Here is a 26306-nt window from a genome sequence, read left to right on the forward strand (position 1 = left end):
CGCAATGGACCTGACCGAATCACGACGCCTCTATCAACAACTCGCCAGCGAACTCAAACGCCGCATTGAAGCTGCCGAGTATCGGGTCGGCGACAAACTGCCTGCCGAGCGTCTGATTGCGGAGGAGATGCAGGTGAGCCGTACCGTGGTGCGTGAAGCGATCATCATGCTGGAAGTGGAAGGTTACGTGGAGGTGCGGAAAGGTTCCGGCATTCACGTCATCAGCAGCCAGCAACAGAACCGCGTGGTAACGTCCAGCCAGCTGGAGTTCGCTAATTTCGGCCCCTTCGAGTTATTGCAGGCGCGCCAGTTGATTGAAAGCAACGTGGCTGAGTTTGCCGCCACGCAGGTGACACGCCAGGATATCGTGGCATTGATGGCAATTCAGGAGAAAGCGCGTCAGGAAGATCATTCGCGCGATTCGGCGTGGGATATGGAGTTTCACGTGCGCATTGCGCAATCGACGCAGAACAGCGCCTTAGCAGCGATTGTCGAGAAGATGTGGCTGCACCGTCTGCACAATCCTTACTGGTTAAAGCTGCACGAACATATTGATGCCAAAAATATCACCAGCTGGTGTGACGATCACGACCAGATTCTCAAAGCCCTGATCCGCAAAGATCCCGCCGCCAGTAAGCTGGCAATGTGGCAACATCTGGAAAATACTAAGCAGATGCTGTTTAACGCCACCACCGATGATTTCGAATTTAACGTTGATCGTTACATGTTTGCTGAAAATCCGGTCATCCTGCCTGAAGGTAGCGAAAACCCACGCTGATCCTGCTTATTTTTCAGGCGTTTTGTTGCTGAAAAAGTCAGTTAGTCTGCAATAGTGTCAGCTCATGTAAAGCTCCTTTTGACCACCTGCGTCTAAAGGTAAAACTCCTGTGCGGCAGGCACTTTCCCCTGTCTGGATAACGTTATTTTTGTTACAGTTATCGCCCTTTTATTACCCTTTGCGACAGGGCTTTAAAAAGTCGCTGATTTAACAATCAATTCTGGAAGGATCCGGAAACTCCTGCTCAGGCTGCTTATCTAAAATGTATAACCAACGCCAGTCTGCGCCTAAGCCCCTCACGGGCACGTTTAACAATGATGTTCAGGAATGATTGATGGATATTTTGCAAGCATTGCTGCATGCCTTATGGCAGCAGGATTACGAAATGCTCTCCGACCCGACGTTGGTTTGGGCCATTTATGGCGTGTTGTTCATGATTCTGTTTCTGGAAAATGGATTGCTGCCCGCCGCCTTTCTGCCGGGCGATAGTTTACTGATTTTGGTCGGCGTTTTGATTGCTAAAGGCACCATGGGTTTCCCGCTGACGCTGCTGATTCTGACCACTGGCGCCAGCCTCGGCTGCTGGGTGAGCTACATTCAGGGTCGCTGGCTCGGTAATACGCCTACCGTGCAAAAATGGCTTTCACACTTGCCCGCGCAATATCATCAACGCGCCCACCGATTGTTCCATCGCCATGGCTTGTCTGCACTGCTGGTGGGTCGCTTTATTGCCTTCGTTCGCACCTTGCTCCCTACCATCGCCGGGCTTTCTGGCCTGAGTAATGCGCGCTTCCAGTTCTTCAACTGGGTAAGTGGCTTCCTGTGGGTGCTGATCCTTACCGTGCTGGGCTTCGCGCTGGGTAAAACGCCGATTTTCCGTCGTTACGAAGATGAGCTGATGTTGTGCCTGATGCTGCTGCCGCTGGTGCTGCTGGTGGTTGGCCTGGTCGGTTCTTTAGTGGTTATTTGGCGTAAACGTCAGTCTGCGCGTAGCGGGAATTCACAGTCATGATCACATTCCGTGGATTCCCAAGGCGTTTCCTGCCTTGGGCGCTGGGTGGCGCGTTGGCGCTGCTGGCGATCTGTTTCGTTCCGACCTTGATGCAGCATGAAACCGTGGTGCAGATCCGCGTCGCCAACAGCGGCACCAATCTGCCCGATGGTTTTTATCTTTATCAGCAACTTTCTGCGCAGGGCGTGCGTATCAAAAGTATTACGCCCTCCGGCGATGCGCTGGTGATTCATTTTGAGAATGAAGAACAGAGCCTGGCGGCGCAAAAAGTGTTGAAGCGCCTGTTGCCACAAGGCTTTGTCGTCGCCGCTGGCCCGCAGGCTTCGCAGCAATATCCTGACGCCAGTCGCCCAATTTTTAGCTAAATTTCACCGCCTGACGTTAAGCCAGGCGGTGAGCTAATCCTCGCTATCCCCGCGTCTTCTTTGAATTTTTTCGTCTGCTGTCTATCCTTAGAGATAGCGTAAGCCTAAGACATGCTGGGAAGCTTCTCCTGTCTGCTCTCGGGCAGGTCATCAACAATGGAAGGTCACAACCTGATGAAACATCAATTACTGCTAGGTGCTATTCTTTTTTCACTCTCGGGTTCGCTGCTGGCGGCTGAATCGCTCTGCCAACAAAAAGAGCAGGATATTCAACGCGAGATCGATATGGCAAAACAGCACGACAACCAGCGCCGCGTTACCGGGCTGGAGCGCGCGTTGACCGAAGTCCGCGCAGGCTGCACCGATGAGAAGCTGAAATCTGCACATAGCGAACGCATCGCTGAGCAGAAGCACAAAATCGCCGAACGTGAGCGTGAGCTGAAAGAAGAGCGTCAGGATGGCGACAAGGACAAAATTGAGAAGCGCGAACGTAAGCTGCTCGATGCGCAGCACGAACTGAAAAAGCTTGAAGCTGAACCTTATTAATCGGACTTAACTCAATGCTGTAAAAGGAGATTTCCATGGCTAAAGAAACAACATCTGAACATCTGCGCGCTGAATTGAAAAATCTGGCTGATACCCTGGAAGAAGTGCTGAGCAGCTCAGCAGATAAATCCAAAGGTGAGCTGGATAAACTGCGTCATAAAGCGCGCGGCGCTATTGAAAGCTCCCGTGAACGTCTTGGCGACTCCGGCGAACGTATTGCACAAACCACGCGTGAAGCAGCGGAAAAAGCGGACGAATACGTGCGCGACAATCCGTGGCACGGCGTGGGTATCGGTGCAGCGGTAGGTATTCTCATCGGCATTTTAATCTCACGGCGTTAATGATGAGTGATAGTCAGCAAAGCCACGGCCCCGGCAAAGGGGTCTTTAACATCGGTCAACGGGTAGTTACCACGCTGGTTAGCATGGTCGAGACGCGCGTCAGACTGGCAATTGTGGAACTGGAAGAGGAAAAGGCCAACCTGATTCAGATGCTGATGATGGTGGGCCTTACTATGCTGTTTACCGCTTTCGGTCTCATGAGCCTGATGGTGTTGATCATCTGGGCGGTGGACGCACAATATCGCCTGATGGCGATTGCCATCACTACGGCGGTGCTATTTGCTCTGGCGCTCATCTTCGGTTTGTGGACGTTATACAAATCGCGTCAGTCAACGTTGTTGCGCCATACGCGTAAAGAGCTGGATACCGATCGCAAACTGCTGGAGGAGCATCGCTCATGAGCCGCCGCGAACGTGAAGCTCGCATTCACGAACTGCTCAATCAGGTGCAGCAGCAGCGGCTTGACCTCAGCGCCGACAGCCGCGACTGGCTGACCAGCACCGCGCAGTACGATCGCGGCTGGTTAACCATCATTGGCATGCGTCGTTATCTGGCGATTGGCAGCAGTGCATTGGCCATTTGGTCGATTCGCAGCCCCAATCGTCTGCTGCGCTGGGCCAAGCGCGGTTTCGGCGTCTGGAGCACCTGGCGCATGATCAAATCGACTTTAAATACCCGCTAGCTTCTCTCTCTAAAACCGGATCGAATTGATTCGGTTTTACTCTCCTCAAATTTACTGAACAACATTGACAGTTTATCTCGCTTACAACTCTTTCAACCTGCGATTATCATCTCCCTCCATCAGCCCAGTGAACTGAAACAACCGGTTCAAGGGGATTCAAAACCCGCAGGCCAACAACCTGCAACAAAAACCTTGTTGGAGTAGATGATGAAAAAATTCGAAGACTCAGGCCTGCTGGTAGCACGCGTATTAATGACCATTCTGTTTATCACCGCAGGCTGGGGCAAAATCACCGGTTACGCCGGTACCGCACAATACATGCAGGCAATGGGCGTCCCAGGCTTCCTGCTGCCGCTGGTTATTCTGCTGGAGTTCGGTGGCGGCCTGGCGATTCTGTTCGGTTTCCTGACGCGCTTTACCGCCCTGTTCACCGCTGGCTTTACTCTGCTGACCGCGTTCCTGTTCCACAGCAACTTCGCGGAAGGTGTTAACCAGCTGATGTTCATGAAAAACCTCTCCATCGCCGGTGGCTTCCTGGTGTTGGGTCTGGTAGGTCCAGGCGCTTACAGCATTGACCGACTGATTCGTCAGCGCGTTCAGCCAGCAACCGCACGCTAAGCAGCACAACCGTTAGAGAACACATATACTGAATTGCAGGGGCGGGGATTTTCCTCGCCCCTTTTTATTATGGAGGGCTTATGGGACAGCTGATTGACGGTGTCTGGCATGATACCTGGTACGATACGAAGTCAACCGGTGGCCGCTTCAAGCGCACAGAAGCCGTCTGGCGTAACTGGGTTACCGCCGATGGTAGCGCCGGTCCAACCGGCAAAGCGGGCTTCGCCGCTGAGCGTGGTCGCTATCATCTTTACGTCTCGCTTGCCTGCCCGTGGGCGCATCGCACGCTGTTAATGCTTAAACTCAAGGGATTGGAGGAGATGATTTCAGTTTCGGTGGTGCATCCGCTGATGCTGGAGAACGGCTGGACCTTTGACGCCAGCTTCCCTGACGCCACCGGCGATGCGTTGTATCAAAAAGAGTTTCTCTATCAAATCTATCTGCACGCCGATGCGCACTATTCCGGCCGTGTGACCGTGCCAGTGCTGTGGGATAAAACCCAGCAAACCATCGTCAGTAATGAATCTGCCGACATCATGCGCATGCTTAACAGCGCTTTTGATGCGCAAGGTGCCCGCGCGGGTGACTATTATCCGGCGCAGCTACGCGACAAAATTGATGAAGTGAACAGCTGGGTTTACGACACGGTCAACAATGGCGTGTATAAAAGCGGTTTTGCCACTTCGCAGGCGGCGTACGATGAATCGGTAACGGCGCTGTTCCATTCGTTAGCGCGTCTCGAACAGATTCTTGGCCAACACCGCTATCTCACTGGCAACCAACTTACCGAAGCCGATTTGCGCTTGTGGACCACACTGGTGCGCTTCGATCCGGTCTACGTCACCCACTTTAAGTGCGATCGTCACCGCATCAGTGATTACCGTAATCTGAGCGGCTTCCTGCGCGATATCTATCAGATGCCAGGCATCGCTGACACGGTTAATTTGCCGCACATTCGCCATCACTACTACTGCAGCCACAAAACCATCAACCCAAGCGGCGTGATCTCGCTGGGTCCAGCCTTTGACTGGGATGAGCCACACGGCCGGGGTTGATGCTCTTACCCTCTCCCAACGTGGAGAGGGGACTTTAGGCAAACTTAATCAGCACCATACCGACCAACAACAATCCCACGCCCAGCCAGCCAACCCGACTCAGACGCTGGCCAAACAGAATCCAGCCTGCCGCCACGGTGGCGACCAATCCCAGCCCGCCCCATAACGCGTAGGCTACCGTCAAATCAATGCCTTTCACCGCCTGCGCCAGCGCACTGAACGCCGCCAGCACCGCCACCAGCGATAACACGCCAAACAGTGGACGGCGGAAACCGTTGGAGTATTTCAGGAAGATATTGGCGACGATCTCCAGGCCAATGGCCAGCGCCAGCCATGCGATATGCAGCCAGTTAAACGTTGCCATGGCGCAGCTCCTTGCGGCTCAGCGTACCGGATTTGATCAGGACGATGCCGAGGATCAGCGTCAGCAGGCCGGCTACTTTGATGGCGGATAAGGCTTCATCGAACAACAGCACGCTAAACAGCGTAATAAACAGAATGCCAATGCCTTCCCACATGGCATACGCCACGCCAAGGGCAATGCGCTTGATGGCGAAGGATAAACAAATATAAGAAAGTGCGATCATCACCAGCATAAAAATATAACCGGCGTTGCCACCGTTTACGCTGGCCCATTTCATTGAGACGGTGCCAATAATTTCCGCGGCGATCGCCAGCGCTAATAAAATCCAATACAGCATGATTTCTCTCCTGAACGAGAAATAAACGCCACCCACGCGAAAATAGGCGTGTTAGCAAAGTTAAATTAAAAAGTCAGAATAGGAGAGAACGGAACTAAAGCGCGAAGCGCCAGTGCTGATCGCAGATTGAGCAGTTTGATTCAGAGAGAGAGGAGGAGAGTGGAGCCTTATTTGACGCAAACATTTTGTCCATAAAATTACAACTTATCCACGTTGTTGCTTCTCGTCAGTGTGGATTAAATTTGTCCTCAGTAGTTAAACACGCGCTTATTCTGGCATAGCGGCAGTAATGTTTTCAGGGATTTTCATTTCTTTACGTGGAGGCGTTTAATTAATGTTATTGGACTGATGCCCTCACCCTAGCCCTCTCCCACAGGAGAGGGAATAAGCCGCTGCGGTTTGAAAGATCGCTCGATCGGTCCCTTCTCCCGCCTGCGGGAGAAGGTTAGGATGAGGGCCAGCGCGCACCCAGCCCCAGAAAACACAAAACCCGCCGAAGCGGGTTTTGTGTTTAAAAAAGTCGAAACTGACCGATAAGCCGGGTTCTGTCGTGGACAGTCATTCATCTAGGCCAGCAATCGCTCACTGGCTCAAGCAGCCTACCCGGGTTCAGTACGGGCCGTACCTTGTGAACCCCTATTTGGCCTTGCTCCGGGTGGAGTTTACCGTGCCACGAACTGTTGCCAGCCGCGCGGTGCGCTCTTACCGCACCCTTTCACCCTTACCTGATCCCATTACTGGGCCATCGGCGGTTTGCTCTCTGTTGCACTGGTCGTAGGCTTGCGCCCCCCAGGCGTTACCTGGCACCCTGCCCTATGGAGCCCGGACTTTCCTCCCCTTTGCCCGTCTCCCCCCGAAAGAGGACGACGACAAAGCGGCGACTGTCTGGTCAGCTTCGGCGCGGGATAATAGGCGATCTGCCAGCGTTTGTCACGCCTCTTGCTGCTCCAGCGCGTACTTATAAAGCGCGTTCTTCTTCACCCCATGAATTTCCGCCGTCAGCGCAGCGGCTTTCTTCAGTGGCAGCTCTTTTTGCAGCAGCGCCAGCGTGCGCAACGCCTCCGCCGGCAGCGCTTCTTCATCGGCTTTATGGCCTTCAACAATCAGCACCATCTCGCCTTTACGACGATTTTCATCTTCCTGCACCCACGCCAGCAACTCGCCGACCGGTGCGCCCTGAATAGATTCCCACGTTTTGGTGATCTCACGCGCCAGCACCACGTAGCGCTCGCCGCCCCACACGCTGACCATATCCTGCAGGCTATCGATCAGGCGATGGGTCGATTCGTAGAAAATCAGCGTACGCGGCTCTTCACCCAGCGCGCGCAGCACATCGCAACGTCCTTTGCTTTTGGCCGGTAGAAACCCTTCGTAACAGAAACGATCGGACGGTAACCCCGCCGCGCTTAATGCTGTAATCGCCGCACAAGCACCTGGCAACGGCACCACGCGCACACCAGCTTCACGGCAGCGACGCACCAAATGGTAGCCGGGATCGTTGATTAACGGCGTGCCGGCATCGGAGACCAGCGCGATGCTCTGGCCCTCTTGCAGCTTAGCTAACAGCACCTCAGCTTTCTGCTGTTCGTTGTGGTCGTGAAGTGCGAAGAGTCGCGCATTGATGGCGAAATGTTGTAGCAACAGCCCGGTATGACGTGTATCTTCCGCTGCGACTAGATCGACGCTTGAGAGCACCGTCAACGCTCGTTGAGTGATATCACCCAGGTTACCGATCGGGGTAGGAACGATATAGAGCGTGCTGGCAGAAATCTCTGCCCGATCGAGTTGTTTCATTGTTTCATCCGAATTGCCGATTTAATATTGAGCATCTTGAAAAAAACATCACTGGATACAGTATGCTTCCTTCAAAAGTCGTACGTCATAAAGCAGGACGCTTAGTACCTGTTCTTCTCGCTGGGCTGATTTTAGCCGCCTGTAGTGGTCAGGGACCGCAACAAACCTCTAACGTCAATATTCAGGGTCCTGCGACTGGCCGGTCTGACTATTATCTGCAGCAGGTGCAGCAAAGCAGCGATGATAGCAAGACCGACTGGCAATTACTTGCCATCCGTGCCCTGTTGAAGGAAGGAAAGTATCCGCAGGCGGCGAATCAGCTCAATCAATTGCCGCAGCAGTTAAGCGAAGTGCAACAGCAAGAACTGCTGCTGCTGCGCGCGCAGATGCAGATTGGGCAGCAGGATTACACCGGTGCGCAACAGCTGCTGGGCCAGCTGAAAAGCGGCGGCTTGTCGCAGGACCAGCAGGTGCGTTACTACGCGCTGCAAATCGCGGCGGCACAGAATCGCCCTTCACTCTCGCTGCTGCGTGCCTATATTGCGCAGGAGCCGCTGCTGAAAGGTGCCGATCACCAAAGCAATATCGATGCAACCTGGCAAGCGCTGACGCAGATGACCCAGGATCAGATCAACAGCCTGGTGATCAATGCTGATGAAAATACCCTGCAGGGCTGGCTCGATCTGCTGAATACCTGGCGCGCAAACAGCCAGGACCCACAAATGTTGAAAGCGGCGATTCAGGACTGGCAGACGCGTTATCCGCAGAACCCAGGCGCGAAGACACTGCCAACCCAGCTCAGCCAGGTGCAGAACTTCACCAAAGCGTCGACCAATACCATCGCGCTGCTGCTGCCGCTTAACGGCCAGGCGCAGGTGTTTGCCAATGCGATTCAGAAAGGCTTCACCGATGCGCGCAATGGCGTGCTCAATGCACCGGCACCGCAAGCCGCTCCTGAGGCTAATACAGCCGATGCCAGCGCACAGCCGCCAGCGGACGCCAATAGCGTGGTCAGCCCCGCCGTTGCAGGTAACACACCGCCGCAAACCGAGCAGTCACAGCCAGCCGCACAACCCGCCGCCGCACAGGGCAACAGCAATGCGCAGGTGAAAGTGTATGACACCAGTAGCCAGCAGATTGCGCAGGTGATGCAGCAGGCGCAGCAAGATGGCGCCACGCTGGTGGTCGGCCCGCTTCTAAAAAATGACGTTGAAACCGTCGCCAATAGCAACACGCCGCTTAACGTGTTGGCCCTGAACGAGCCAGAACAGATCCAGAACCATCCGAATATTTGTTACTTTGCGCTTTCTCCTGAAGACGAAGCACGCGATGCCGCGCACCATATCTACGAGCAAGGCAAACGCCAGCCATTATTGCTGGTGCCGCGCAGCAGTTATGGCGACCGTATCAGCAAAGCGTTCGCGCAAGAGTGGCAAACGCTGGGTGGCTCAACCGTACTGCAGCAGCGTTTTGGCGGCGTCGGCGAACTCAAGCAAGGCATCAACAGCGGTGCGGGTATCGCGTTAAGCGGCACGCCGCTCAACGTTGAGCCCGCGCAATCGCAGAGCGTGGCGATTGCTGGCCTGACGATTCCTGCACCGCAAACCAGCGCACCGGTGCCAACGGCCGATGCCAGCAGCGGTAGCGTGGATGCGGTGTACATCGTCGCCAGCCAGGATGAGCTGCAGCTCATCAAGCCGATGATTGCGATGCGCACCAGCAGCCGCAACAACACCGCACTCTACGCCAGCTCACGCAGTGCGCAGGCGGGTGCAGGCCCGGACTTCCGCCTGGAGATGGATGGCCTGCAGTTCAGCGATATTCCGCTGCTGTCCGGTAGCAATCCGGGCTTAATGCAGCAGGCGGCGAAGTCGTTTAACAACGATTATTCGCTGGTTCGCCTCTACGCGATGGGCATTGATGCCTGGACGCTGGCGAATAACTTTAACCAGATGCGTCAGGTGCCTGGCTTTGCCATTGATGGCAACACCGGCAAGCTGAACGCCGACACGGATTGCGTGATCAACAGGAAGTTGGCATGGAACCAGTATCGTCAGGGACAGATCGTTCCGGTGCAGTAAACCGCCAGCGCATTGGCGCTGAGCAGGAACAACTGGCGCGTCGCTATCTGGAGCGCGCCGGGCTGCAGTGGTTTGCCAGCAATGTACGCTGTCGCAGCGGGGAAATTGACCTGATTATGCGCGACGCCGATTGCTGGGTATTTGTTGAAGTGCGCTATCGACGCGATGCGCGCTACGGCGGTGCCGCCGCCAGCGTAACGCGCCAGAAACAACAAAAGCTGCTGCGTGCCGCCGCGCTCTGGTTGCTGGCGCGTGGCGGCAGTTTTGATACGGTGAATTGCCGTTTTGACATCATTGCCATTACCGGGCGTGAGCTGGAGTGGCTGCCCGATGCCTTTAATGCCGATGGATAGAACCAGGTGGTCTTGTGCAGGACAGAATTAAAGCGTGTTTTACCGAAAGTATTCAGACCCAAATCGCCGCAGCCGAAGCGCTGCCCGATGCGATTTCCCGCGCCGCGATGACGCTGGTGCAGTCGCTGCTGAACGGTAACAAAATCCTTAGCTGCGGTAACGGTGCGTCGTCGGCGAATGCTCAGCATTTTGCCGCCAGCATGATTAACCGTTTCGAGACAGAGCGCCCTAGCCTGCCTGCGCTGGCGCTGAGCGCTGATAATGTGATGCTGACGGCGATTGGTAACGATCGTCTGCACGATGAAATCTACGCCAAGCAGGTTCGAGCGCTTGGTCAGGCTGGTGATGTGCTGCTGGCCATTTCCACCCGTGGCAACACCCGCGATATCGTCAAAGCGGTTGAAGCTGCGGTTACCCGCGATATGACCATCGTTGCGTTAACCGGCCACGACGGCGGTGAGCTGGCGGGCCTGCTCGGTCCGCATGATGTGGAAATTCGCATTCCATCACATCGCAGTGCGCGCATTCAGGAAATGCATATGCTGACGCTGAACTGCCTGTGCGATTTGATTGATAACACTTTATTCCCACACCAGGAATGACTGAAGGAGCTCAAATGAAAGCATTGAACGCTGTCGCCATTCTCTTAACCGCCATGTTGCTGCAAGGTTGTGTTGCCGTGGTTGCCGGCGGCGCTGCCGTCGCCACCAAAACCGCCACTGACCCGCGCACCGTGGGCACGCAGGTCGATGACGGTACGCTGGAGCTGCGCGTCTCGAACGCACTGGCAAAAGATGAACAGATCAAAAACCAGGCCCGCGTGGTTGTCACCGCTTATCAGGGCAAAGTACTGCTAACCGGCCAGTCGCCAACCCCGGATCTGGCAAGCCGTGCCAAACAGATCGCCATGGGCGTTGATGGAGCCACCGAGGTGTATAACGAAATCCGTAATGGACAGAAAGTCAGCCTCGGCACCTCGTCATCGGATACCTGGATCACCACCAAAATCCGCTCGCAGCTGCTGGGCAGCGATCAGGTGAAATCCTCCAACGTGAAAGTGACCACCGAAAACGGTGAAGTGTTCCTGTTGGGACTGGTTACTGCAGAAGAAGCGAAGGCGGCGGCCGATGTTGCCAGCCGGGTGAGCGGCGTGAAGCACGTGACTACGGCCTTCACCATTCTCAAATAAGCGTTGCAGCAAAGCATCAGGGCGACTTCGGTCGCCCTTTTTTGTGCGTGAGGGTTAGGCGGGAAGGTCAATCACCAGCGCGCGCAGCGGCGTTCTGGCCTGCAGGCTAATCTGGTTCTCATCGCTGAGAAACGCGCCGTCGCCGCAGCCTAGCGGCTGCTGGTTGGCGCTGCTGGCCTGCACATCCAGCGAACCATGGATCGATTGCAGGTAAGCGCGCGGTCCGTGCAATTTCACCGTGTACTGCTCGCCCGGCGCTAGCGTCACCTGATGCACCCAAACCTGCTGGCGCAGCTGCAGGCTGCCCTGCGCGCCATCGGGCGAGGCGATCAGTACGCTGGTTTGTTGCGGCAGGTCGAGCTTCTGCAACAGCGGGTTTTCACGTTCCGGACAGGCCGCCAGCCACAGTTGCATGCGGGTTAACGGGCGATCTTTGCTGATGTTAATTTCACTGTAATTCACGCCCTGACGCGCAGAGAGCAGCATCGCCTCGCCTTCACGCGCCACCAGATGATTGCCTTCGCTGTCGCGATACTCGGCTTCACCTTGCAGCACCAGATTCAGCACATCGACCTGCGGATAACTGCGCGGCTGGAATGCGGCGCCCGGGGCCAGAATTTCCTGGTTGAGTACGCGCAGCGACGCGTAGCCCATTAATTTTGGATCGAAATAGTGGCCAAATGAGAAGCTGTAGCGCGCCTGCAACCAACCGAAATCGGCCTGGCCACATGCGGACGCGCAGCGGGTTGTCATCATGATAATCCTCCGACGCGCTGCGGTGAGAACCGACCGCAGGCTTGATGGGATTATGGTAAAAGTCTGGACGCCGGATTGTAAGCCAGTTAATCTGCCTGGCATGTTCAAATTTACTGACAGAGAATCGGCATGGCAAAAGACCGCGCGTTAACCCTTGAAGCTTTACGTGTGATGGATGCTATTGACCGTCGTGGCAGCTTTGCCGCTGCGGCCGATGAACTGGGTCGCGTCCCTTCCGCGCTGAGTTACACCATGCAGAAGCTGGAAGAAGAGCTGGATGTGGTGCTGTTTGACCGTTCCGGCCACCGCACCAAGTTCACCAACGTGGGCCGCATGCTGCTGGAACGGGGCCGCGTGCTGCTGGAGGCCGCCGATAAGCTCACCACCGATGCCGAAGCGCTGGCGCGCGGTTGGGAAACGCATCTCACCATTGTTGCCGAGGCGCTGGTGCCTTCCGAGCGTTTATTCCCGCTGGTTGAGAAGCTGTCAGAAAAAGCCAATACGCAAATTTCTCTCATCACGGAAGTGTTAGCCGGCGCCTGGGAGCGGCTGGAACAGGGCCGCGCCGATATCGTGATTGCCCCGGATATGCACTTCCGCGCCTCAACCGAAATCAACACCCGCAAGCTGTACAGCACGATGAGCGTCTACGTTGCCAGCCCGGATCATCCCATTCATCAGGAAGCTGAGCCGCTGTCAGAAGTGACGCGCGTGAAGTATCGCGGCATCGCAGTGGCGGACACCGCGCGCGAGCGCCCAGTGCTGACGGTGCAGTTGCTGGATAAGCAGCAGCGTCTGACGGTAAGCAGCATGGATGATAAACGCCGCGCGCTGCTGGCCGGTTTGGGTGTGGCGACCATGCCGTATCCGATGGTGGAGCAGGATATCGCCGAAGGTCGTTTACGCGTGGTGAGCGCCGAGTATACGCGCGAAGTGGACATTATTATGGCGTGGCGCCGCGACAGCATGGGCGAAGCCAAAGCCTGGTGTTTGCGTGAGATTCCGAGGTTACTGGCGAAGCGCGGGTAGATTGTGCGGGGTTTCCCCCTCCTCGGTCCTCCCCCATAAATGGGGGAGGAAGATGCTGCCACATGTTAGTGATGAAGCTGCATCTCCTTCCCCCGCTTGCGGGGGAAGGCCGGGATGGGGGACAGCACGCACAACCCTTACATCCGACTCAAACAATCGATCGCCACCGCTTTAAAACTGACAAAATCCGCGCAATCGCGCAGCCGCGTCATCGCTCTTTCGCGCAGGAAGGTGACGAACAGATCGTAAATCGCCATCGCCTCTTCGTATTCACTCTTGCTGATCGCCAGCAGGAAAATCACCGATGCTGTCTCCTCGCCCCAGCTCACGCCATGCGGCGCCAGCACCGTGTAGACCACGGTTTTCTGCGCCAGCAGTCCGAGTGAATGCGGCAGCGCGATGCCTTCGCCGAGCAGGGTGCTGACAATCGCTTCGCGCTCCTCAACCGACGGATAGAAATCCGCATCGACAAAACCTTCGCTCTCCAGCTGATCGCACAGCAGGCGAAACAACTCTGACTGCGCCATCGGCTTATCCAGCACCATAAAGTGCTGCGCGTCGAAGTACTTCTCCAGCATGTACGGGCGCGTGCGATCCACTAGCACCAGCTTGCCGAGCTGCTCCAGCTGGAACTCGGTTGGGAATGGCGACATCACCGCAATCGGCTTATTCTTCTCGCTGAGCCGCGCGGTGGAGATCACGAAGTCTTCATCGATATGCTCGCGCAGTTCATAGTCGCGCTGTGACAGCCGCGCCGTCACCACCAATTGCGGGTATTTGCGCAGCAGCAGCGCCTCAATCATGCGCAGCGTGGAGTTGCCGCTGTCGCACACCAGCAGCACCTGTGGATGGCGCTGATAGCCGACGTCGTAATGCCTCTCCAGCCCAACACCAATGTGCAGCACCAGGAAACCGATCTCGTTCTCACTGATAGTGTAAGGGGTGTATTTACCCCAGCTGGTCACCGCCGCCAGCGTCACATCGTAGGCCATTGGATAGTGCTGTTTGATGTTGCTCAGCAGCGGATTGGGGATATGGATTTGGTAGCGCACCCGCGTGATCATGGTTTTGATATGGGTGAGCAGATCGGCGCGCAGCTGCTCATCATGCTGCAGCCGATAGTTGTAATGGGTGTTGATGTAATTCAGCAGGTAATCGACCAGCGCATCGGCGTCGTCAGCGTTAATGGTGCTCGGTGCCAGCGCCTGAATCTGGCGTGCGGCGATGTTGACCCGCAGCCAGTTCTCTTCCGCCTGTGAAATCGGTTTGCCGACCAGCGGACGCATCAGGTTAATCAGATCGTGCGCCGCCTCGCGCACTTCCTCGCCCACATCTTCCGCACCCGGATCGTTGAGCGGGAAACCTTCGCTGATGCGTCGTACCGCCACCGCGCAGTAGATTTGCAGATAGCGGTCGCCTTCATCACTGAGGCGAATGGCGTGCTGGGCGAAGCACTGTTGCAGCAAAGGTTCGAGCTGCGCCAAAATGCCGCTGTGCAGCGCTTCTACCGTCAGCAGCGGGCTGTCCGGCGTCTCCTGATCGATCTGCCACAGCAGGTCGGTTAAGCAGGTGCGGATCGCCGCCTCGCTGCCAAACAGCTTCATGCCGTAATGCGGTTTGGTTTCGATATTAAGGTGATAGCGGCCCAGCCATTCGCGCACTTCTGCCATATCGCTTTGCAGCGTGGCGCGGCTGACAAACCACTCTTCGGACAGATCTTCCAGCTTGATCGAATACGCCGCAGTCAGAAAGCGCGTCAGCAGATAGCGCACGCGCTCCTGTGAGGTACGCGGCACGCGCAGTGGCGTCGCGCTCTCTTGCTGTAAGCGGCCAAAGCGCGCCGCATCGTCAATTTTGAGTTGATATCCCGCGCCGCGCGCCAGCACAAACTGCGCGCCATGCTGTTCCAGCAGCGCATTCAGCGCGGTGATATCGGTGCGCACCGTGCGCGTTGAAACGGAAAAGCGACGTGCCAGCTCATCCTGCGGCAGCGTTTCATTTTGCAGCGCAGCGAAAAGCTGAGTCAGACGCTGATTGGGAAATCTCACGGAGCCTCACCTGTCACTCATTTGTTACAGCAGTTTCTTGCACGTTGCCAGAAGCTGACGTACATCGTCAATGCGCGTGTCGCCGCTTGCGCTATCGATAATCGAACTGTAAACGTGCGGGATCACTTTGCTGACGCCCGCATCGAGCGCAATACGCACAATCTCTTCGAAGTTATTGAGATCGATACCGCCGGTGGGTTCCAGCCAGAAGTCGTGACGCGCGCAGGCTTCCGCCACCGCGCGATACTCATTTACCGCTTTCAGGCCGCCCATCGGAAAGTATTTCACCGAGCTGCCGCCCATGTCCTGCAACATGGCGATGGCGCTGTCGATCGGTACAATCGCGTCGGCGCTCTTCGAGCTGCGCGGTCCGGTGGAGATTTTCACCAGGCCCGGCGTGCCGGTCGGTGAAATCAAACCATTCACCACGGTTTGAGTCTGGCCGAGCAGTGCACGGCTGGTCGCCACGCCGGTGAAGACCTGATTGACGTGCTGCGGTTGCAGCACCGCCGAGATCTCACTCACCATCGCCGACTGGTTGGGATCGCCCGCGCCCAAACCCACGGATAACGCATTGTCGATCAGCGCCGCATACTCGCGCATATCGGCAATCGCCGCTTCATTGCTGGCGTAGTTTTTTGACAGCACGCCCACCAGCACATGACCTTCAGCCGCCTGCCAGATCGCTTTTGCGTTCTGCTTCGAACCGGCCAGCACGTTAAGGCACAGGCGATCCTGATAGAAATTCGGGTTCAGACTCATGCGCGTTTTCCTCCGCTGATCAACGCCTGAATAGCGCTAAAGATGATGTGCAGCTGATCGGCGCTAACGCTGCGCACATCGGCTTCGATAATGCCTTCGTTGGCTTTGTAGCCACGGAAATAGATGGCGATGTCGCCGGTTTTCAGCGCCTGCACCAGTTCGCCAGTCGGCCAGCCGGTGACCGCTTCATCAAACTTGATCTCGGCACGCGCAATATCGCGTCCGGCGGCATCCCACACCACGCGGGCGGTGACGCCGTTCAGCGTGTTGAGGTTGTCGATAAACGGCGTCATGTTGGCGACCATCTCGGCGCCGGTGGTTTTTGGCTGCACCAGATAGTTTTCAATCGCCTGCGTCAGGCCGAGAATGCCCTCTTTGCCGACTTTCATCGCGCGGCCAATGCCGTTGCTCTGGCGCTTCACCCACTCAACGTATTGCGTGCGACCAATCACTAAGCCGCTGGTCGGCCCTTCAATCGCCTTAGCACCGCTGTAAATCACCAGATCCGCGCCCATTTGGTAGTAACACTGCAAATCCTCTTCCGCTGCCGCATCAACGATCAGTGGAATGCCGTGCTTGCGCGCCACTACCGCTGCCTGCTCCACGCTAAGATGGCTTTTCTGCACGCAGTGGTGCGATTTGATGTACATCAGCGCCGCTGTGGTCGGCGTGATTGCCGCCGCCAACTGCTCTGGCGAACATTCATTGCTGTAACCGGCTTCGATCAAACGCCCGCCGCCCAGCGCCACCATCGTGCCAACCGGCGCGCCGAAGTTCACGTTGTGCCCTTTTGGCACCACGATATCGTGCGGCACGCTGAGCGGTGCGGCGTGCAGGTTCTCCAGCAACCAGTCGTTATCTTTAACAATCACCGCCGCCACGCTCTGCGCAATGCCCGCTGAGGCGCACGACACCACCACCGCGCTCTCCACGTCCAGCAGTTTGGCGATGTAAGCGCCGGTCTTGTTGACCAGATCTTTCATCTCGAAATAGTGATTCAGACCATAGCTGACGGTATCCACCACATCCGCAGACGGCGTGGAGACGCCGAGAATGGTCATGCGGCCCGAGGCGTTGATGACCTGTTTCAGGTCATATTTTTCATAAATCGAAGACATGATTCGCTTTCCCTTCATCAGTCAGATGCCAGTGACCGGCGATAACCACGGCCAGCGGCAGAATATGTTGTTCACCTAATACCCGTTCGCCTTCAGCATCAACGAACGGGCAGGCTTCCTCTTTGACGGTAAAAATGGTCAGGTCGGCGTCATAACCGGCGGTCAAGCGCCCTTTGCCCGCCAGACGCAAGCCAGCAGCGGCATTAACGGTGACGCACTCGACGATTTGCGGCAGCGTCATGCCAATGCTAAAGAATTTCGACATCACGTGCGCCAGGCTATGCACCGGGCCGTTGATGCGGTTACGACAGTAAATGTCGGAGCTGATGGTGTCGGGCAGAATGCCCTGCGCAATCGCCTGACGCGCCACCTCAAAACTGAAGCTGGCGCCGCCGTGGCCGATATCCAGCTTCACGCCGCGCGCGATGGCATTTTTCACCGCTGCTTTCAGTTCGCCCTGCGGTGACAAGATACGGTTCGGCTTGCCGTTAAAGCAGTGGGTAATGATGTCGCCGGAGGTCAGCAGATCGGCGATCTCTTCCAGCACGGGCGGATTGTTGCCAATGTGCACCATCAGCGGCAAGTTTCCGGCTGCCTGCTGAATCGCCTTGGCACGCACCAGCGGCTGAATGCCGTTCTCGCCCACCACGCTGCTGCTCATGCGCGCTTTCAGGCCAACGATAAAGTCGGGACGGCGTTTCACCGCTTGCACCACCGCATCGCCATCAATCTGCGCCATATCGGCCAGCTCGTTTTGCGTCACAATGCCGGTGCGTGAAATGTTGATCAGCGCGCGTACTTCGGTGGTAGCCGAACGCGTGAGCTGATAAAAGTCGTCGATGTCGTCAGCGCCGGTGCTGCCGGCATCCACCACCGTGGTGACGCCTTGCGCCATGCCAATGGTGTCGGCGTCGTCGTGATAAATCGGGGATTGGGGATAACAGTGCACGTGGCTATCAATCCAGCCAGCGCTGACATAGTAACGTCCGGCGAGATCGCGCTCCTGCTGTGCCGGGCCGCTCACCTCGCCGACGGCGGCAATTTTGCCGTGCTGGATGGCAATATCCACCAGCTGTTCGTCGCACAGACGTGCGCGGCGCAGAATCAGATCAAACATGCTTACTCCTCACGTACAAACGCTCATTTCGTAGCGGCGTGATTTATCGCGCAATAAATGGCGCCGCTACGGATATGTGCAGCCATATGGCCGCACATCAGTATCAGAGTGAGATTGGGAACATCGCACCCAACACCATCGCGCCCAAAATCGCGCCGCCGGTAATAGGCTTATTCCACAGGTAGAACAGCAGCGCCCCCACCAGCGAACCGAGACCAATAGGAATCGACGCCGCCATGGCAGAAAGGATAATCAGCGGCCCGAGGAAACGGCCCGATGCGTTACCCGCGCCCATCATCACGTCTGCGCCGTAGGTTGAGTCGCTCTGGTTGATGGTGAACTTACGCGCCAGGATGATCAGATAACCTATCGCTAAGCCCACCACCAAACCCGTAGCCAGCGATGCGGCAAAGTTGGCGACCGGGAACACAATGCCAGCACCGAGCAGCAGCGCAGGCACGCCGAGGCCGACGCCGGTCTGGATCGCGCCGCCAATATCGAGAATCCCCACCAGCGAACCTTCGATAATGCGTGCAAACAGGAAGCTGGCACCAAACGCCGCCACCGCGCCATACACGCCGGTTTCCATACCGGAGCGCAGCATCGAGACAAACGCCACTTCGTTAAAAGCACCAATGCCGTACAGGTAATACATGTGCGTACCGGCAAATACGCCGGAGGAGAGCAGGCCAACAAAAATCGGGAAAGACCAGTCGGCGTACCAGAACCCTTTGTTTTCGTTCTCGTTCATGCTGATGGCTCCTTATTTGCCGCTGACGCTGTTGTGGATCATATCCAGCCAGCCCGGAATACCCAGCTGGAAGGATTGCAGCAGTTTCAGATCGAAACCGCGGAAGAAGCCGCTCAAGGCAAACAGCAGCACGATGGCAAACATCATCACCTTGGTGACTTTGTTCCAGCCGCTCTCTTCCACACCCTTACCGATCAGGATGCCCAGCACCAAACCCGGTACGGCGTTACCCATGATCAGCTGCGCCAGACCGCCAAAAATGGTGGCCCAGAAGCCAGATTTCTTACCGGCATCAATCGCTGCCAGCCAGAAGATCACTGGCATCACGGTATTCACCAGCAGGTTAGCCGCCGGCACCAGCACTTTTACTGCGGTAACCTGCAGCGCCGCCGGAACCGCAGATGCCGTGCTGTTAAGGAAGGCCACCACAATCATGCCGATGATGCCGCAGGCAATCGCCATGCGTTTCGGGTTGTGCAGCGTTTCCGCCACGTTGCGGTTTTTCACCATCAGTGCCGCCGCGCCCCAGTTCGGCAAAATGCGGTGATCGACGTCCTGCGTGAAGGAACCCGCTGCCACGGATGATGCCCAGGCGTTAAAGAAGAAGCCGAGACCAAAGGAGAAGTGCGATGCCGGATCGCCTTCACAGGAATTGAGTTCTCCCAAGGTACGGAACGCGCCCATACCTTGTGTGGTCGGTGCGTGGAACATGCGCGCTGCGCCCGCTCCCACCCCGACGCCAACCAATCCGCCAATGATTAACGACTTAAACAAAATGATTAAAAACATGTCGTCGTACCCTTGTTGTCGTTTTTATTAAGTCGCTATGAAGTCCACCTTGTCGGTGTCGATCACAGTGACGCTAACGGTAATGTTCAGCTCAACGCTGTAATTCCGTCGCTCACGCGCGAGGAAGAAGAACAAGAATTTTTCCTTGCGCACGCTCTCCTGCGCGCGCAGCACCCGCACATCTATGGGTTCAATGCGCAACAGAATCTTTTGGCTGGTGCGCAGCACTTGCTGCTGCACCTTGCTGAGCGCATCGGCAAAGGCTTTTGCTTTACTGTCGCCTTTGCCCTGCACCGTTACCTGCGTCTCGTATTGCTGTTTCATACTTAGCTGCCGTGTTTTTTAGTCCAGGCCTGCACCAGACGCTCACCCAGCTCTTCTTTATCCATAAAGCCGAAGCCCAGCACGGTGGCACCTTCATTGATGGCGGTAATGCCTTCGTCAATCGAACGCATCCCGTGTTTGGCTTTGTAGCCATATTTGTTCTGCGCGGTAATTGCACCGGCACCGCCGCTGCCGCAGAAGGAGATACCGAAGTCGGCGTTTTCCGCTTTCATCACATCGCCCAGCTTCATGTCGGCTGCCACGCCTGGCACCACCACCGCACGACCACCGGCTTTCTCGATGCCCGCTGCTACTTTCTGACCTTTACCCAGACGATCGCCAATCACTACAGTTACCATGTTCAATTCCTCGCAATTTATGCTTCGTTCGATTTCGCCACTTCGATATGGACGGACAACAACCAGGCTTCCTCTTTGGGCAGATTGCCAAACAGATCCACCACCTGCTGCGCCAGCGCCATGGTTTCCGGCGAGATATCTTCAAACAGCTCAGCTTCTACTTCCGGTAGCGCTTCACCCGTTAAAGAGCGCGATGCCATCGCCCGGACATGCGAAGCCAGCATCTGCTGCTGCACGGCGTTGGCTTCGATGTGATGTGCGGCGTAGATCGCTGCAATTTGGCTTAACACCTTATCCGCCAGCGCCTGGATCGCTTCCGGCGTGCTCTGTTTCAGCGGGACAGCTTCACTCCTCACCTTGTTACTCCTGTTTACAGCGGACAATTACAGATATTTCTCGTTGATAAGAAAGTACGCTTTCGCCTTCAGGCTGTTGAGTCGCAACTTTTCCACCTCAAAGTGGAAATCCCGCGGGCGAGTGTGCGCCAGATCTCAGGACGCACGAAGTGTGCGAAAGCGGTCACAAAATGCGAGGATTGATGGAGTTATGCGGATTAAAGCGGAGATAAGGCAAAGAGGAATAAGGCCAGCCACGGGGCTGGCCGGGTTATCAGCGGAATTTCTTATGGTTGGCGTTGCGAATATCTTCCAGTTTCTTCGCTTCGGCCTTGGCTTCGTCCAGCTTGTTGGCTTGCGCCAACTGATCAACCACATCGATCTGGGCAATCAGCGAATCCAGACCGGCGTGATAATCCTTGATCTGCGCGCTATCGGCCGCCTGACCTTCCAGTTTTTCCGGCGTGGATTGCTTAGCATCCGTTGCCGCCTGGCGCATCTTACCCAACGCGGTATGCATTTCCTGCGCGTCAGAGGTTTTCTTCACCACGCTCAGACCATCCTTGAGCGTATCCATATCTTTTTCTAAATCGGCTGCAAACACGCTAGCCGAGGAGAACAACAGCGATAACGACAACACTGCAATCACATGCTTATTACGCATTGGTATGTCCTTTTATTATTGTCGGGCCAAAAAAAAAGCAGCCTTGCGGGCTGCTTTCAAAAAGCGATGACTCTTATTGTCCGGCGATTTTCATCTCCGGCAGCAGCACCGAACCGCATTGTATATTGCTGCGGGTTTCAATGTCGTTACCGACGGTCACCATATTGAGCCACATCTCCTTGAGGTTACCAGCGATTGTGATCTCGCTCACAGGATATTGAATCTCACCGTTTTCCACCCAGAAACCGGATGCGCCGCGCGAGTAGTCGCCGGTCATGCCGTTGATGCTGGAGCCCATCATCTCGGTTACCACTAAACCGGTGCCCATCTGCTTCAGCAGGTCGTCAAAGCTGTGGCCCTGACCGGCAATACGCCAGTTATGGATGCCGCCTGCGTGGCCGGTGCTCTGCAAGCCGAGCTTGCGCGCCGAGTAGCTGGTCAACAGCCAGTTCTGCAGCACGCCATCTTTAATGATGTCACGCGATTGGGTGCGCACGCCTTCGCTGTCGAACGGCGTGGATGCCAGGCCTTTCAGCAGGTGCGGATGCTCTTCAATGGTCAGCCACTCGGGCAGAATCTGCTTACCGAGCGAATCAAGCAGGAAGGTCGATTTGCGGTACACGCTGCTGCCGCTGATCATGCCCACCAGATGACCAAACAAACCGGTCGCCACTTCTGGCGCGAAGATCACCGGCGCTTTCATGGTCGAGAGCTTGCGCGGTGCCAGACGCGACAGCGTGCGGCGGGCGCACTCGGCGCCAACCCATTCCGGGCTTTTCAGATCGTCAAAAGCGCGGCCAATGGTATACGCGTAATCGCGCTCCATATTGCCGTCCTGCTCGGCTATCACACAGCTGGAGAGCGAATGGCGGCTGGAGCAGTAGCTCTGCAACATGCCGTGGCTGTTACCAAAGACTTTGATACCAACGTGGCTGTTGAAGCTGCCGCCTTCGGTGTTGGTGATGCGCTTGTCGGCCTGCAACGACGCTTGTTCCGCCTGAGCGGCCAGTTCGATAGCGCGATCGGCATCGATCTCCCACGGATGGTAGAGATCGAGATCCGGCGCGTCAAACGCCAGCAACTCGGGATCGGCCGGTGCGCCAAATGGATCCACCGAGGTGTAGCGCGCAATGTCGATCGCCGCCTGCACGGTGCGTTTGATCGCATCCGGGCTGAGATCGGTGGAGGAAGCGCTGCCTTTTCGGTTTTGATGGTAGACGGTGATGCCGAGCGCACCATCGCTGTTGAATTCGACGTTTTCCACTTCGCCATAGCGGGTACTGACGCCGATGCCGGTGGTTTTGGTGACCGCCACTTCAGCGCCATCGGTGCTGGCTTTTGCCAGTTCCAACGCCTGCGCGACAGCCTGTTCCAACACTTTACGTTGTTCTGCAACCTGAGTAGATACGTTCATCGACCTGCCGTCTAATCTTAAGTATGAATTGTTTGAGTCTATCAGACTCAGAGAACAATTTCGCAGTCGCCCGATAAACTGGTAGGATTAGCCTCTTTTTTTTGGGAGCCAAGAGATGACCAAGCAGCCCGAAGACTGGCTCGACGATGTGCCGGATAATAATGACGAAGAAGATGAAGAGATTATCTGGGTCAGCAAAAGCGAAATTAAACGCGATGCCGAAGAGCTAAAACGCCTTGGTGCCGAGCTGGTTGAGCTGGGGAAAAATTCCCTCGACAAGATCCCACTCGACGAACAACTGCGCGACGCGATTGAACTGGCGCAGCGCATCAAGAAAGAAGGCCGTCGCCGTCAGCTGCAGCTGATCGGTAAGATGTTGCGTTCACGCGATGAAGATCCGATTCGCCAGGCACTGGATAAGCTGAAGAACCGCCACAACCAGCAGGTTGCGCTGTTCCATAAGCTGGAGATTTTGCGCGATCGTTTGATCGAGCAAGGTGATGACGCGGTCGCTGAAGTGTTTAACCTCTATCCGCACGCCGATCGTCAGCAACTGCGCAGCATGATCCGTAACGCGCAGAAAGAGAAAGCCGCGAATAAGCCGCCAAAATCTGCCCGCCTGATTTTCCAGTATCTGCGCGAGTTGGCAGAAGCGTAAGTTTTCTGCGGTTTTCCCCTCATCCCAACCTTCTCCCGCAAGCGGGAGAAGGGGCTGACCGAGCTCCACCTAAACATTCCCTCGCCCGCTTGCGGGAGAGGGCCAGGGTGAGGGGAAAAGCCGCACCATCACCGCCCTAACCGCTCCAGCAGTTTCTGGTGAATACCACCAAATCCGCCGTTACTCATCACCAGAATCGAATCGCCTGGCTGGGCTTTCTTCGCCACCATTTCCACCAACGTATCGATATCCGCGCTCCACTGCGCTGGTTGAATGCACGCCTCAGCGACATCGGAAACCTGCCACGGAATATGGTGCGGCTGGAACAGGAACACTTCGTCTGCGCGGCCCAGCGATGGCGCTAACTCGTTCTTGCTCACCCCCATCTTCATGGTATTTGAGCGCGGCTCCAGCACCGCCAGAATGCGTGCGGTGCCGCCCACTTTGCTGCGCAGCGCCGCCAGCGTGGCGAGAATCGCGGTAGGATGGTGAGCGAAATCGTCGTACACCTTGATGGCGTTCACTTCACCGCGCAGTTCGAGACGACGACGCGCATTAATGAAGCTGCTCAGCGCTTCACCGGCATCTCCCGGTTTCACCCCAACATGACGCGCCGCTGCAATCGCCATCAGGCCATTGTGCATGTTGTGCTCGCCCACCAGCGCCCAGTTCACTTCGCCGACTTTCTCGCCGTCGAGCCAGATCTCCCAATGTGAAGAGTCCGGCGTCAACTTTTTCGCCTGCCAGTGACCGTTATCGCCCACCGTTTCCTGCTCGCTCCAGCAGCCCATCGCCATCACTTGCTTGATGTTGTTGTCGTGCTCCGGCAGCAGGATCTTACCCTGGCCCGGCACGATACGGATCAAATGATGGAACTGCTTCTGGATGGCGCGCAGATCGTCAAAGATATCCGCGTGATCGAATTCGAGGTTGTTGAGGATCAGCGTGCGCGGGCAGTAATGCACAAACTTGGAACGCTTGTCGAAGAACGCGCTGTCGTACTCATCCGCTTCGATGACGAAGAATGGACTTTTTCCTAATTTTGCCGAAACCTCGAAGTTTCCTGGCACACCACCGATGATAAAGCCGGGTTCCAGGCCGCAGGCCTCGAGAATCCACGCTGCCATGCCGGCTGTGGTGGTTTTGCCGTGGGTTCCCGCCACCGCCAGCACCCAACGATCGCGCAGGACGAAATCGTGCAGCCATTGCGGGCCGGAGAGGTAAGGAATGTTGCGTTCCAGTACCGCTTCGACACAAGGATTGCCGCGCGTCATCGCGTTACCAATGATCACCAGATCCGGTTGCGGATCGAGCTGGCTGGCATCGTAACCTTCAGTCAATTCAATGCTTTGCTGTTCCAGCAACGTGCTCATCGGCGGATAGACATTGGCGTCTGAGCCGGTCACTTCGTGTCCCAGCGAGCGCGCCAGCATCGCCAGTCCGCCCATGAAAGTGCCACAAATCCCGAGGATGTGAATACGCATAAAGAGATCCATTACTCAAAAGTTCGGCGCACAGTGTAACGCCGAGTTGAGAGGGAAGAAACGGATTAGGACTATGGTTTTTAAAGTTCAATCGGCTAAACTGCGCTCATACGTTGGTAGCTTGTTACAGCTGCTGCCACTCCATCGTAGATGCAGGGAATGTGTTATGAAAACGTTAGGCGAATTCATCGTCGAGAAGCAACACGACTTTCCACACGCCACAGGTGAACTGACGGCGCTGATTTCTTCCATTAAGCTTGGCGCTAAAATTATCCACCGCGACATCAACAAAGCGGGTCTGGTGGATATTCTGGGTGCCAGCGGCGTGGAAAACGTGCAGGGTGAGCAGCAGATGAAGCTTGATCTGTTTGCCAACGAAAAGCTGAAAGCCGCCCTGAAAGCACGCGGCGTGGTGGCCGGTATCGCGTCGGAAGAAGAAGACGAGTTCGTCATCTTTGAAGGCTCAGAGAATGGCAAATACGTTGTATTAATGGATCCGCTGGACGGTTCTTCAAACATCGACGTTAACGTTTCCGTCGGCACCATTTTCTCTATCTACCATCGCATCAGCGAGCCGGGCACGCCAATCACCGAAGCCGACTTCATGCAGCCGGGCAACAAGCAGGTTGCTGCGGGTTATGTGGTTTACGGTTCTTCGACCATGATGGTTTACACCACTGGCGTGGGCGTGCATGCGTTTACTTACGATCCGTCGCTCGGCGTATTCTGCCTGAGCCACGAGCGCATGACCTTCCCGGAGAAGGGTTACACCTACTCGATCAACGAAGGTAACTACATTCGCTTCCCGCAGGGTGTGAAGAAATACCTGAAGTTCTGCCAGGAAGAAGATATCGCCACCAAGCGCCCGTATACCTCGCGCTACATTGGTTCACTGGTGGCCGACTTCCACCGTAACCTGCTGAAAGGCGGCATCTATCTCTATCCAAGCACCGCCAGCCACCCGAAAGGCAAGCTGCGTCTGCTGTACGAATGCAACCCAATGGCCTTCCTGGCGGAGCAAGCGGGCGGTAAAGCCAGCGATGGTGCCAATCGCATCCTCGACATCCAGCCAGAAACGCTGCATCAGCGCTGCCCGTTCTTCTGCGGCAACGACGCAATGGTAGGCGACGTTGAACGCTTCATCCGTGAATATCCGGACGACCATTCAGCCTAAGTTTTTTCC

32 protein-coding genes and 1 other RNA gene are annotated in these 26306 nt (G+C 56.1%); 16 read left to right on the plus strand and 17 right to left on the minus strand.

From position 1 onward, the window contains the following. The first annotated feature begins 4 nt into the window (after nucleotides 1-4). The 9 genes from exuR to ACYAC5_RS16810 all read left to right on the plus strand — a co-directional run bounded on the left by exuR (nucleotide 5) and on the right by ACYAC5_RS16810 (nucleotide 5397). Nucleotides 5-778, plus strand: a complete 774-nt coding sequence (gene exuR, locus ACYAC5_RS16770; protein WP_192412237.1) for a transcriptional regulator ExuR — start codon at nucleotides 5-7, stop codon at nucleotides 776-778. 334 nt (nucleotides 779-1112) lie between these two features. Next, on the plus strand, nucleotides 1113-1790 hold the full coding sequence (locus ACYAC5_RS16775; RefSeq protein WP_101762908.1) for a DedA family protein: 678 nt from the start codon (nucleotides 1113-1115) through the stop codon (nucleotides 1788-1790). Continuing rightward, nucleotides 1787-2155 carry an EnvZ/OmpR regulon moderator MzrA gene (gene mzrA / locus ACYAC5_RS16780; RefSeq protein ID WP_101762907.1) on the plus strand — a complete coding sequence of 123 codons (369 nt, stop codon included), beginning with the start codon at nucleotides 1787-1789 and terminating at the stop codon, nucleotides 2153-2155. Before ACYAC5_RS16775 ends, mzrA begins: the two co-directional genes overlap by 4 nt. A 174-nt stretch (nucleotides 2156-2329) precedes the next feature. Then, a complete protein-coding gene (locus ACYAC5_RS16785) occupies nucleotides 2330-2701 on the plus strand; it encodes a DUF1090 domain-containing protein (protein WP_146001298.1) in 372 nt (123 codons plus the stop codon). Between the two features lie 35 nt (nucleotides 2702-2736). Continuing rightward, nucleotides 2737-3042: an ElaB/YgaM/YqjD family protein gene (locus tag ACYAC5_RS16790; protein ID WP_007890363.1), complete on the plus strand. Its 306-nt coding sequence runs from the start codon at nucleotides 2737-2739 to the stop codon at nucleotides 3040-3042. Between the two features lie 2 nt (nucleotides 3043-3044). After that, nucleotides 3045-3443, plus strand: a complete 399-nt coding sequence (locus ACYAC5_RS16795; RefSeq protein WP_192236531.1) for a phage holin family protein — start codon at nucleotides 3045-3047, stop codon at nucleotides 3441-3443. Beyond that, a complete protein-coding gene (locus ACYAC5_RS16800) occupies nucleotides 3440-3724 on the plus strand; it encodes a YqjK-like family protein (RefSeq protein WP_008103516.1) in 285 nt (94 codons plus the stop codon). The genes ACYAC5_RS16795 and ACYAC5_RS16800 overlap by 4 nt, the downstream gene beginning before the upstream one ends. 207 nt (nucleotides 3725-3931) lie before the next feature. Continuing rightward, nucleotides 3932-4342, plus strand: a complete 411-nt coding sequence (locus ACYAC5_RS16805; RefSeq protein ID WP_008103518.1) for a DoxX family protein — start codon at nucleotides 3932-3934, stop codon at nucleotides 4340-4342. A gap of 80 nt (nucleotides 4343-4422) precedes the next feature. Beyond that, a complete protein-coding gene (locus ACYAC5_RS16810; protein ID WP_101762904.1) occupies nucleotides 4423-5397 on the plus strand; it encodes a glutathione S-transferase family protein in 975 nt (324 codons plus the stop codon). A gap of 34 nt (nucleotides 5398-5431) precedes the next feature. Here the strand turns inward: ACYAC5_RS16810 and mdtI are convergent, their stop codons facing one another. From mdtI to rsmI, 4 genes are all read right to left on the minus strand, one after another. Continuing rightward, the gene (gene mdtI / locus ACYAC5_RS16815; protein WP_101762903.1) at nucleotides 5432-5761 is read right to left on the minus strand and encodes a multidrug/spermidine efflux SMR transporter subunit MdtI; all 330 of its coding nucleotides are present in this window, start codon (nucleotides 5759-5761) and stop codon (nucleotides 5432-5434) included. After that, nucleotides 5748-6098, minus strand: a complete 351-nt coding sequence (gene mdtJ / locus ACYAC5_RS16820; protein ID WP_101762902.1) for a multidrug/spermidine efflux SMR transporter subunit MdtJ — start codon at nucleotides 6096-6098, stop codon at nucleotides 5748-5750. Before mdtJ ends, mdtI begins: the two co-directional genes overlap by 14 nt. Before the next feature lie 518 nt (nucleotides 6099-6616). After that, nucleotides 6617-6995, minus strand: an RNA gene (gene rnpB, locus ACYAC5_RS16825) — RNase P RNA component class A. 33 nt (nucleotides 6996-7028) lie between these two features. After that, on the minus strand, nucleotides 7029-7892 hold the full coding sequence (rsmI, locus tag ACYAC5_RS16830; RefSeq protein WP_101762901.1) for a 16S rRNA (cytidine(1402)-2'-O)-methyltransferase: 864 nt from the start codon (nucleotides 7890-7892) through the stop codon (nucleotides 7029-7031). Nucleotides 7893-7954: 62 nt separating this feature from the next. Here rsmI and ACYAC5_RS16835 point away from each other — a divergent pair, with 62 nt between their 5' ends. Genes ACYAC5_RS16835 through dolP form a run of 4 tightly spaced genes read left to right on the plus strand, consistent with a single transcriptional unit; the run spans nucleotide 7955 to nucleotide 11515 of the window. Next, on the plus strand, nucleotides 7955-9973 hold the full coding sequence (locus ACYAC5_RS16835) for a penicillin-binding protein activator (protein WP_462062046.1): 2019 nt from the start codon (nucleotides 7955-7957) through the stop codon (nucleotides 9971-9973). Further along, the gene (locus tag ACYAC5_RS16840) at nucleotides 9931-10326 is read left to right on the plus strand and encodes a YraN family protein (protein WP_008103534.1); all 396 of its coding nucleotides are present in this window, start codon (nucleotides 9931-9933) and stop codon (nucleotides 10324-10326) included. The genes ACYAC5_RS16835 and ACYAC5_RS16840 overlap by 43 nt, the downstream gene beginning before the upstream one ends. A 14-nt stretch (nucleotides 10327-10340) precedes the next feature. After that, nucleotides 10341-10928: a DnaA initiator-associating protein DiaA gene (gene diaA, locus ACYAC5_RS16845; RefSeq protein ID WP_007890352.1), complete on the plus strand. Its 588-nt coding sequence runs from the start codon at nucleotides 10341-10343 to the stop codon at nucleotides 10926-10928. Between the two features lie 14 nt (nucleotides 10929-10942). Beyond that, nucleotides 10943-11515, plus strand: coding sequence for a division/outer membrane stress-associated lipid-binding lipoprotein (dolP, locus tag ACYAC5_RS16850; protein ID WP_101762899.1), 573 nt, complete (start codon nucleotides 10943-10945; stop codon nucleotides 11513-11515). Between the two features lie 54 nt (nucleotides 11516-11569). Here the strand turns inward: dolP and ACYAC5_RS16855 are convergent, their stop codons facing one another. After that, nucleotides 11570-12271 (minus strand): pirin family protein, encoded by a 702-nt coding sequence (locus ACYAC5_RS16855; RefSeq protein ID WP_110867406.1) that lies wholly within the window; start codon nucleotides 12269-12271, stop codon nucleotides 11570-11572. A 129-nt stretch (nucleotides 12272-12400) separates the two neighbouring features. Here ACYAC5_RS16855 and ACYAC5_RS16860 point away from each other — a divergent pair, with 129 nt between their 5' ends. Further along, the gene (locus tag ACYAC5_RS16860; protein WP_101762897.1) at nucleotides 12401-13300 is read left to right on the plus strand and encodes a LysR family transcriptional regulator; all 900 of its coding nucleotides are present in this window, start codon (nucleotides 12401-12403) and stop codon (nucleotides 13298-13300) included. 137 nt (nucleotides 13301-13437) lie between these two features. Here the strand turns inward: ACYAC5_RS16860 and ACYAC5_RS16865 are convergent, their stop codons facing one another. The 11 genes from ACYAC5_RS16865 to pmbA form a co-directional block, all read right to left on the minus strand. Beyond that, nucleotides 13438-15348: a BglG family transcription antiterminator gene (locus tag ACYAC5_RS16865; RefSeq protein ID WP_222185353.1), complete on the minus strand. Its 1911-nt coding sequence runs from the start codon at nucleotides 15346-15348 to the stop codon at nucleotides 13438-13440. A 24-nt stretch (nucleotides 15349-15372) separates the two neighbouring features. Beyond that, nucleotides 15373-16110 (minus strand): 2-dehydro-3-deoxy-phosphogluconate aldolase, encoded by a 738-nt coding sequence (dagF, locus tag ACYAC5_RS16870; protein WP_280172129.1) that lies wholly within the window; start codon nucleotides 16108-16110, stop codon nucleotides 15373-15375. After that, on the minus strand, nucleotides 16107-17228 hold the full coding sequence (locus ACYAC5_RS16875) for a DgaE family pyridoxal phosphate-dependent ammonia lyase (protein WP_101762894.1): 1122 nt from the start codon (nucleotides 17226-17228) through the stop codon (nucleotides 16107-16109). The genes dagF and ACYAC5_RS16875 overlap by 4 nt, the downstream gene beginning before the upstream one ends. Further along, nucleotides 17212-18345 carry an amidohydrolase/deacetylase family metallohydrolase gene (locus tag ACYAC5_RS16880; protein ID WP_137386586.1) on the minus strand — a complete coding sequence of 378 codons (1134 nt, stop codon included), beginning with the start codon at nucleotides 18343-18345 and terminating at the stop codon, nucleotides 17212-17214. Before ACYAC5_RS16880 ends, ACYAC5_RS16875 begins: the two co-directional genes overlap by 17 nt. Before the next feature lie 103 nt (nucleotides 18346-18448). Then, nucleotides 18449-19096: a DUF4310 family protein gene (locus ACYAC5_RS16885; protein ID WP_064738408.1), complete on the minus strand. Its 648-nt coding sequence runs from the start codon at nucleotides 19094-19096 to the stop codon at nucleotides 18449-18451. A 12-nt stretch (nucleotides 19097-19108) separates the two neighbouring features. Beyond that, on the minus strand, nucleotides 19109-19885 hold the full coding sequence (locus ACYAC5_RS16890) for a DUF4311 domain-containing protein (RefSeq protein ID WP_101762892.1): 777 nt from the start codon (nucleotides 19883-19885) through the stop codon (nucleotides 19109-19111). Nucleotides 19886-19912: 27 nt separating this feature from the next. Then, nucleotides 19913-20209 carry a DUF4312 family protein gene (locus ACYAC5_RS16895; protein ID WP_462062047.1) on the minus strand — a complete coding sequence of 99 codons (297 nt, stop codon included), beginning with the start codon at nucleotides 20207-20209 and terminating at the stop codon, nucleotides 19913-19915. 2 nt (nucleotides 20210-20211) lie between these two features. Then, nucleotides 20212-20568, minus strand: a complete 357-nt coding sequence (locus ACYAC5_RS16900; RefSeq protein ID WP_462062048.1) for an SFCGS family glycine-rich protein — start codon at nucleotides 20566-20568, stop codon at nucleotides 20212-20214. Nucleotides 20569-20585: 17 nt separating this feature from the next. Then, nucleotides 20586-20924 carry a glycine dehydrogenase gene (locus ACYAC5_RS16905; RefSeq protein ID WP_007892186.1) on the minus strand — a complete coding sequence of 113 codons (339 nt, stop codon included), beginning with the start codon at nucleotides 20922-20924 and terminating at the stop codon, nucleotides 20586-20588. A 253-nt stretch (nucleotides 20925-21177) separates the two neighbouring features. Then, nucleotides 21178-21567 (minus strand): cytochrome b562, encoded by a 390-nt coding sequence (gene cybC / locus ACYAC5_RS16910; protein ID WP_110867416.1) that lies wholly within the window; start codon nucleotides 21565-21567, stop codon nucleotides 21178-21180. Between the two features lie 73 nt (nucleotides 21568-21640). After that, nucleotides 21641-22981 carry a metalloprotease PmbA gene (pmbA, locus tag ACYAC5_RS16915; protein WP_110867418.1) on the minus strand — a complete coding sequence of 447 codons (1341 nt, stop codon included), beginning with the start codon at nucleotides 22979-22981 and terminating at the stop codon, nucleotides 21641-21643. Nucleotides 22982-23096: 115 nt separating this feature from the next. Between pmbA and yjgA the strand changes: the two genes are divergently transcribed. Then, a complete protein-coding gene (yjgA, locus tag ACYAC5_RS16920; protein ID WP_101762888.1) occupies nucleotides 23097-23639 on the plus strand; it encodes a ribosome biogenesis factor YjgA in 543 nt (180 codons plus the stop codon). Nucleotides 23640-23767: 128 nt separating this feature from the next. Here the strand turns inward: yjgA and mpl are convergent, their stop codons facing one another. Continuing rightward, entirely contained in the window at nucleotides 23768-25123 is a 1356-nt protein-coding gene (gene mpl, locus ACYAC5_RS16925; protein ID WP_277974144.1) for a UDP-N-acetylmuramate:L-alanyl-gamma-D-glutamyl-meso-diaminopimelate ligase, read from the minus strand. A 166-nt stretch (nucleotides 25124-25289) separates the two neighbouring features. Here mpl and fbp point away from each other — a divergent pair, with 166 nt between their 5' ends. After that, the gene (gene fbp / locus ACYAC5_RS16930) at nucleotides 25290-26297 is read left to right on the plus strand and encodes a class 1 fructose-bisphosphatase (RefSeq protein WP_008103565.1); all 1008 of its coding nucleotides are present in this window, start codon (nucleotides 25290-25292) and stop codon (nucleotides 26295-26297) included. The last annotated feature ends 9 nt before the right edge of the window (nucleotides 26298-26306 follow it).

Source organism: Pantoea sp. y20 (assembly GCF_054903455.1).

Excerpts from the sequence above, each read along its gene's own strand:
- exuR (WP_192412237.1), top strand. The coding sequence starts at position 5 with ATGGACCTGACCGAATCACGACGCCTCTATCAACAACTCGCCAGCGAA.
- ACYAC5_RS16775 (WP_101762908.1), top strand. The coding sequence starts at position 1,113 with ATGGATATTTTGCAAGCATTGCTGCATGCCTTATGGCAGCAGGATTAC.
- mzrA (WP_101762907.1), top strand. The coding sequence starts at position 1,787 with ATGATCACATTCCGTGGATTCCCAAGGCGTTTCCTGCCTTGGGCGCTG.
- ACYAC5_RS16785 (WP_146001298.1), top strand. The coding sequence starts at position 2,330 with ATGAAACATCAATTACTGCTAGGTGCTATTCTTTTTTCACTCTCGGGT.
- ACYAC5_RS16790 (WP_007890363.1), top strand. The coding sequence starts at position 2,737 with ATGGCTAAAGAAACAACATCTGAACATCTGCGCGCTGAATTGAAAAAT.
- ACYAC5_RS16795 (WP_192236531.1), top strand. The coding sequence starts at position 3,045 with ATGAGTGATAGTCAGCAAAGCCACGGCCCCGGCAAAGGGGTCTTTAAC.
- ACYAC5_RS16800 (WP_008103516.1), top strand. The coding sequence starts at position 3,440 with ATGAGCCGCCGCGAACGTGAAGCTCGCATTCACGAACTGCTCAATCAG.
- ACYAC5_RS16805 (WP_008103518.1), top strand. The coding sequence starts at position 3,932 with ATGAAAAAATTCGAAGACTCAGGCCTGCTGGTAGCACGCGTATTAATG.
- ACYAC5_RS16810 (WP_101762904.1), top strand. The coding sequence starts at position 4,423 with ATGGGACAGCTGATTGACGGTGTCTGGCATGATACCTGGTACGATACG.
- mdtI (WP_101762903.1), bottom strand. The coding sequence starts at position 5,761 with ATGGCAACGTTTAACTGGCTGCATATCGCATGGCTGGCGCTGGCCATT.
- mdtJ (WP_101762902.1), bottom strand. The coding sequence starts at position 6,098 with ATGCTGTATTGGATTTTATTAGCGCTGGCGATCGCCGCGGAAATTATT.
- rsmI (WP_101762901.1), bottom strand. The coding sequence starts at position 7,892 with ATGAAACAACTCGATCGGGCAGAGATTTCTGCCAGCACGCTCTATATC.
- ACYAC5_RS16835 (WP_462062046.1), top strand. The coding sequence starts at position 7,955 with ATGCTTCCTTCAAAAGTCGTACGTCATAAAGCAGGACGCTTAGTACCT.
- ACYAC5_RS16840 (WP_008103534.1), top strand. The coding sequence starts at position 9,931 with ATGGAACCAGTATCGTCAGGGACAGATCGTTCCGGTGCAGTAAACCGC.
- dolP (WP_101762899.1), top strand. The coding sequence starts at position 10,943 with ATGAAAGCATTGAACGCTGTCGCCATTCTCTTAACCGCCATGTTGCTG.
- ACYAC5_RS16855 (WP_110867406.1), bottom strand. The coding sequence starts at position 12,271 with ATGATGACAACCCGCTGCGCGTCCGCATGTGGCCAGGCCGATTTCGGT.
- ACYAC5_RS16860 (WP_101762897.1), top strand. The coding sequence starts at position 12,401 with ATGGCAAAAGACCGCGCGTTAACCCTTGAAGCTTTACGTGTGATGGAT.
- dagF (WP_280172129.1), bottom strand. The coding sequence starts at position 16,110 with ATGAGTCTGAACCCGAATTTCTATCAGGATCGCCTGTGCCTTAACGTG.
- ACYAC5_RS16875 (WP_101762894.1), bottom strand. The coding sequence starts at position 17,228 with ATGTCTTCGATTTATGAAAAATATGACCTGAAACAGGTCATCAACGCC.
- ACYAC5_RS16880 (WP_137386586.1), bottom strand. The coding sequence starts at position 18,345 with ATGTTTGATCTGATTCTGCGCCGCGCACGTCTGTGCGACGAACAGCTG.
- ACYAC5_RS16885 (WP_064738408.1), bottom strand. The coding sequence starts at position 19,096 with ATGAACGAGAACGAAAACAAAGGGTTCTGGTACGCCGACTGGTCTTTC.
- ACYAC5_RS16890 (WP_101762892.1), bottom strand. The coding sequence starts at position 19,885 with ATGTTTTTAATCATTTTGTTTAAGTCGTTAATCATTGGCGGATTGGTT.
- ACYAC5_RS16895 (WP_462062047.1), bottom strand. The coding sequence starts at position 20,209 with ATGAAACAGCAATACGAGACGCAGGTAACGGTGCAGGGCAAAGGCGAC.
- ACYAC5_RS16900 (WP_462062048.1), bottom strand. The coding sequence starts at position 20,568 with ATGGTAACTGTAGTGATTGGCGATCGTCTGGGTAAAGGTCAGAAAGTA.
- cybC (WP_110867416.1), bottom strand. The coding sequence starts at position 21,567 with ATGCGTAATAAGCATGTGATTGCAGTGTTGTCGTTATCGCTGTTGTTC.
- pmbA (WP_110867418.1), bottom strand. The coding sequence starts at position 22,981 with ATGAACGTATCTACTCAGGTTGCAGAACAACGTAAAGTGTTGGAACAG.
- yjgA (WP_101762888.1), top strand. The coding sequence starts at position 23,097 with ATGACCAAGCAGCCCGAAGACTGGCTCGACGATGTGCCGGATAATAAT.
- mpl (WP_277974144.1), bottom strand. The coding sequence starts at position 25,123 with ATGCGTATTCACATCCTCGGGATTTGTGGCACTTTCATGGGCGGACTG.
- fbp (WP_008103565.1), top strand. The coding sequence starts at position 25,290 with ATGAAAACGTTAGGCGAATTCATCGTCGAGAAGCAACACGACTTTCCA.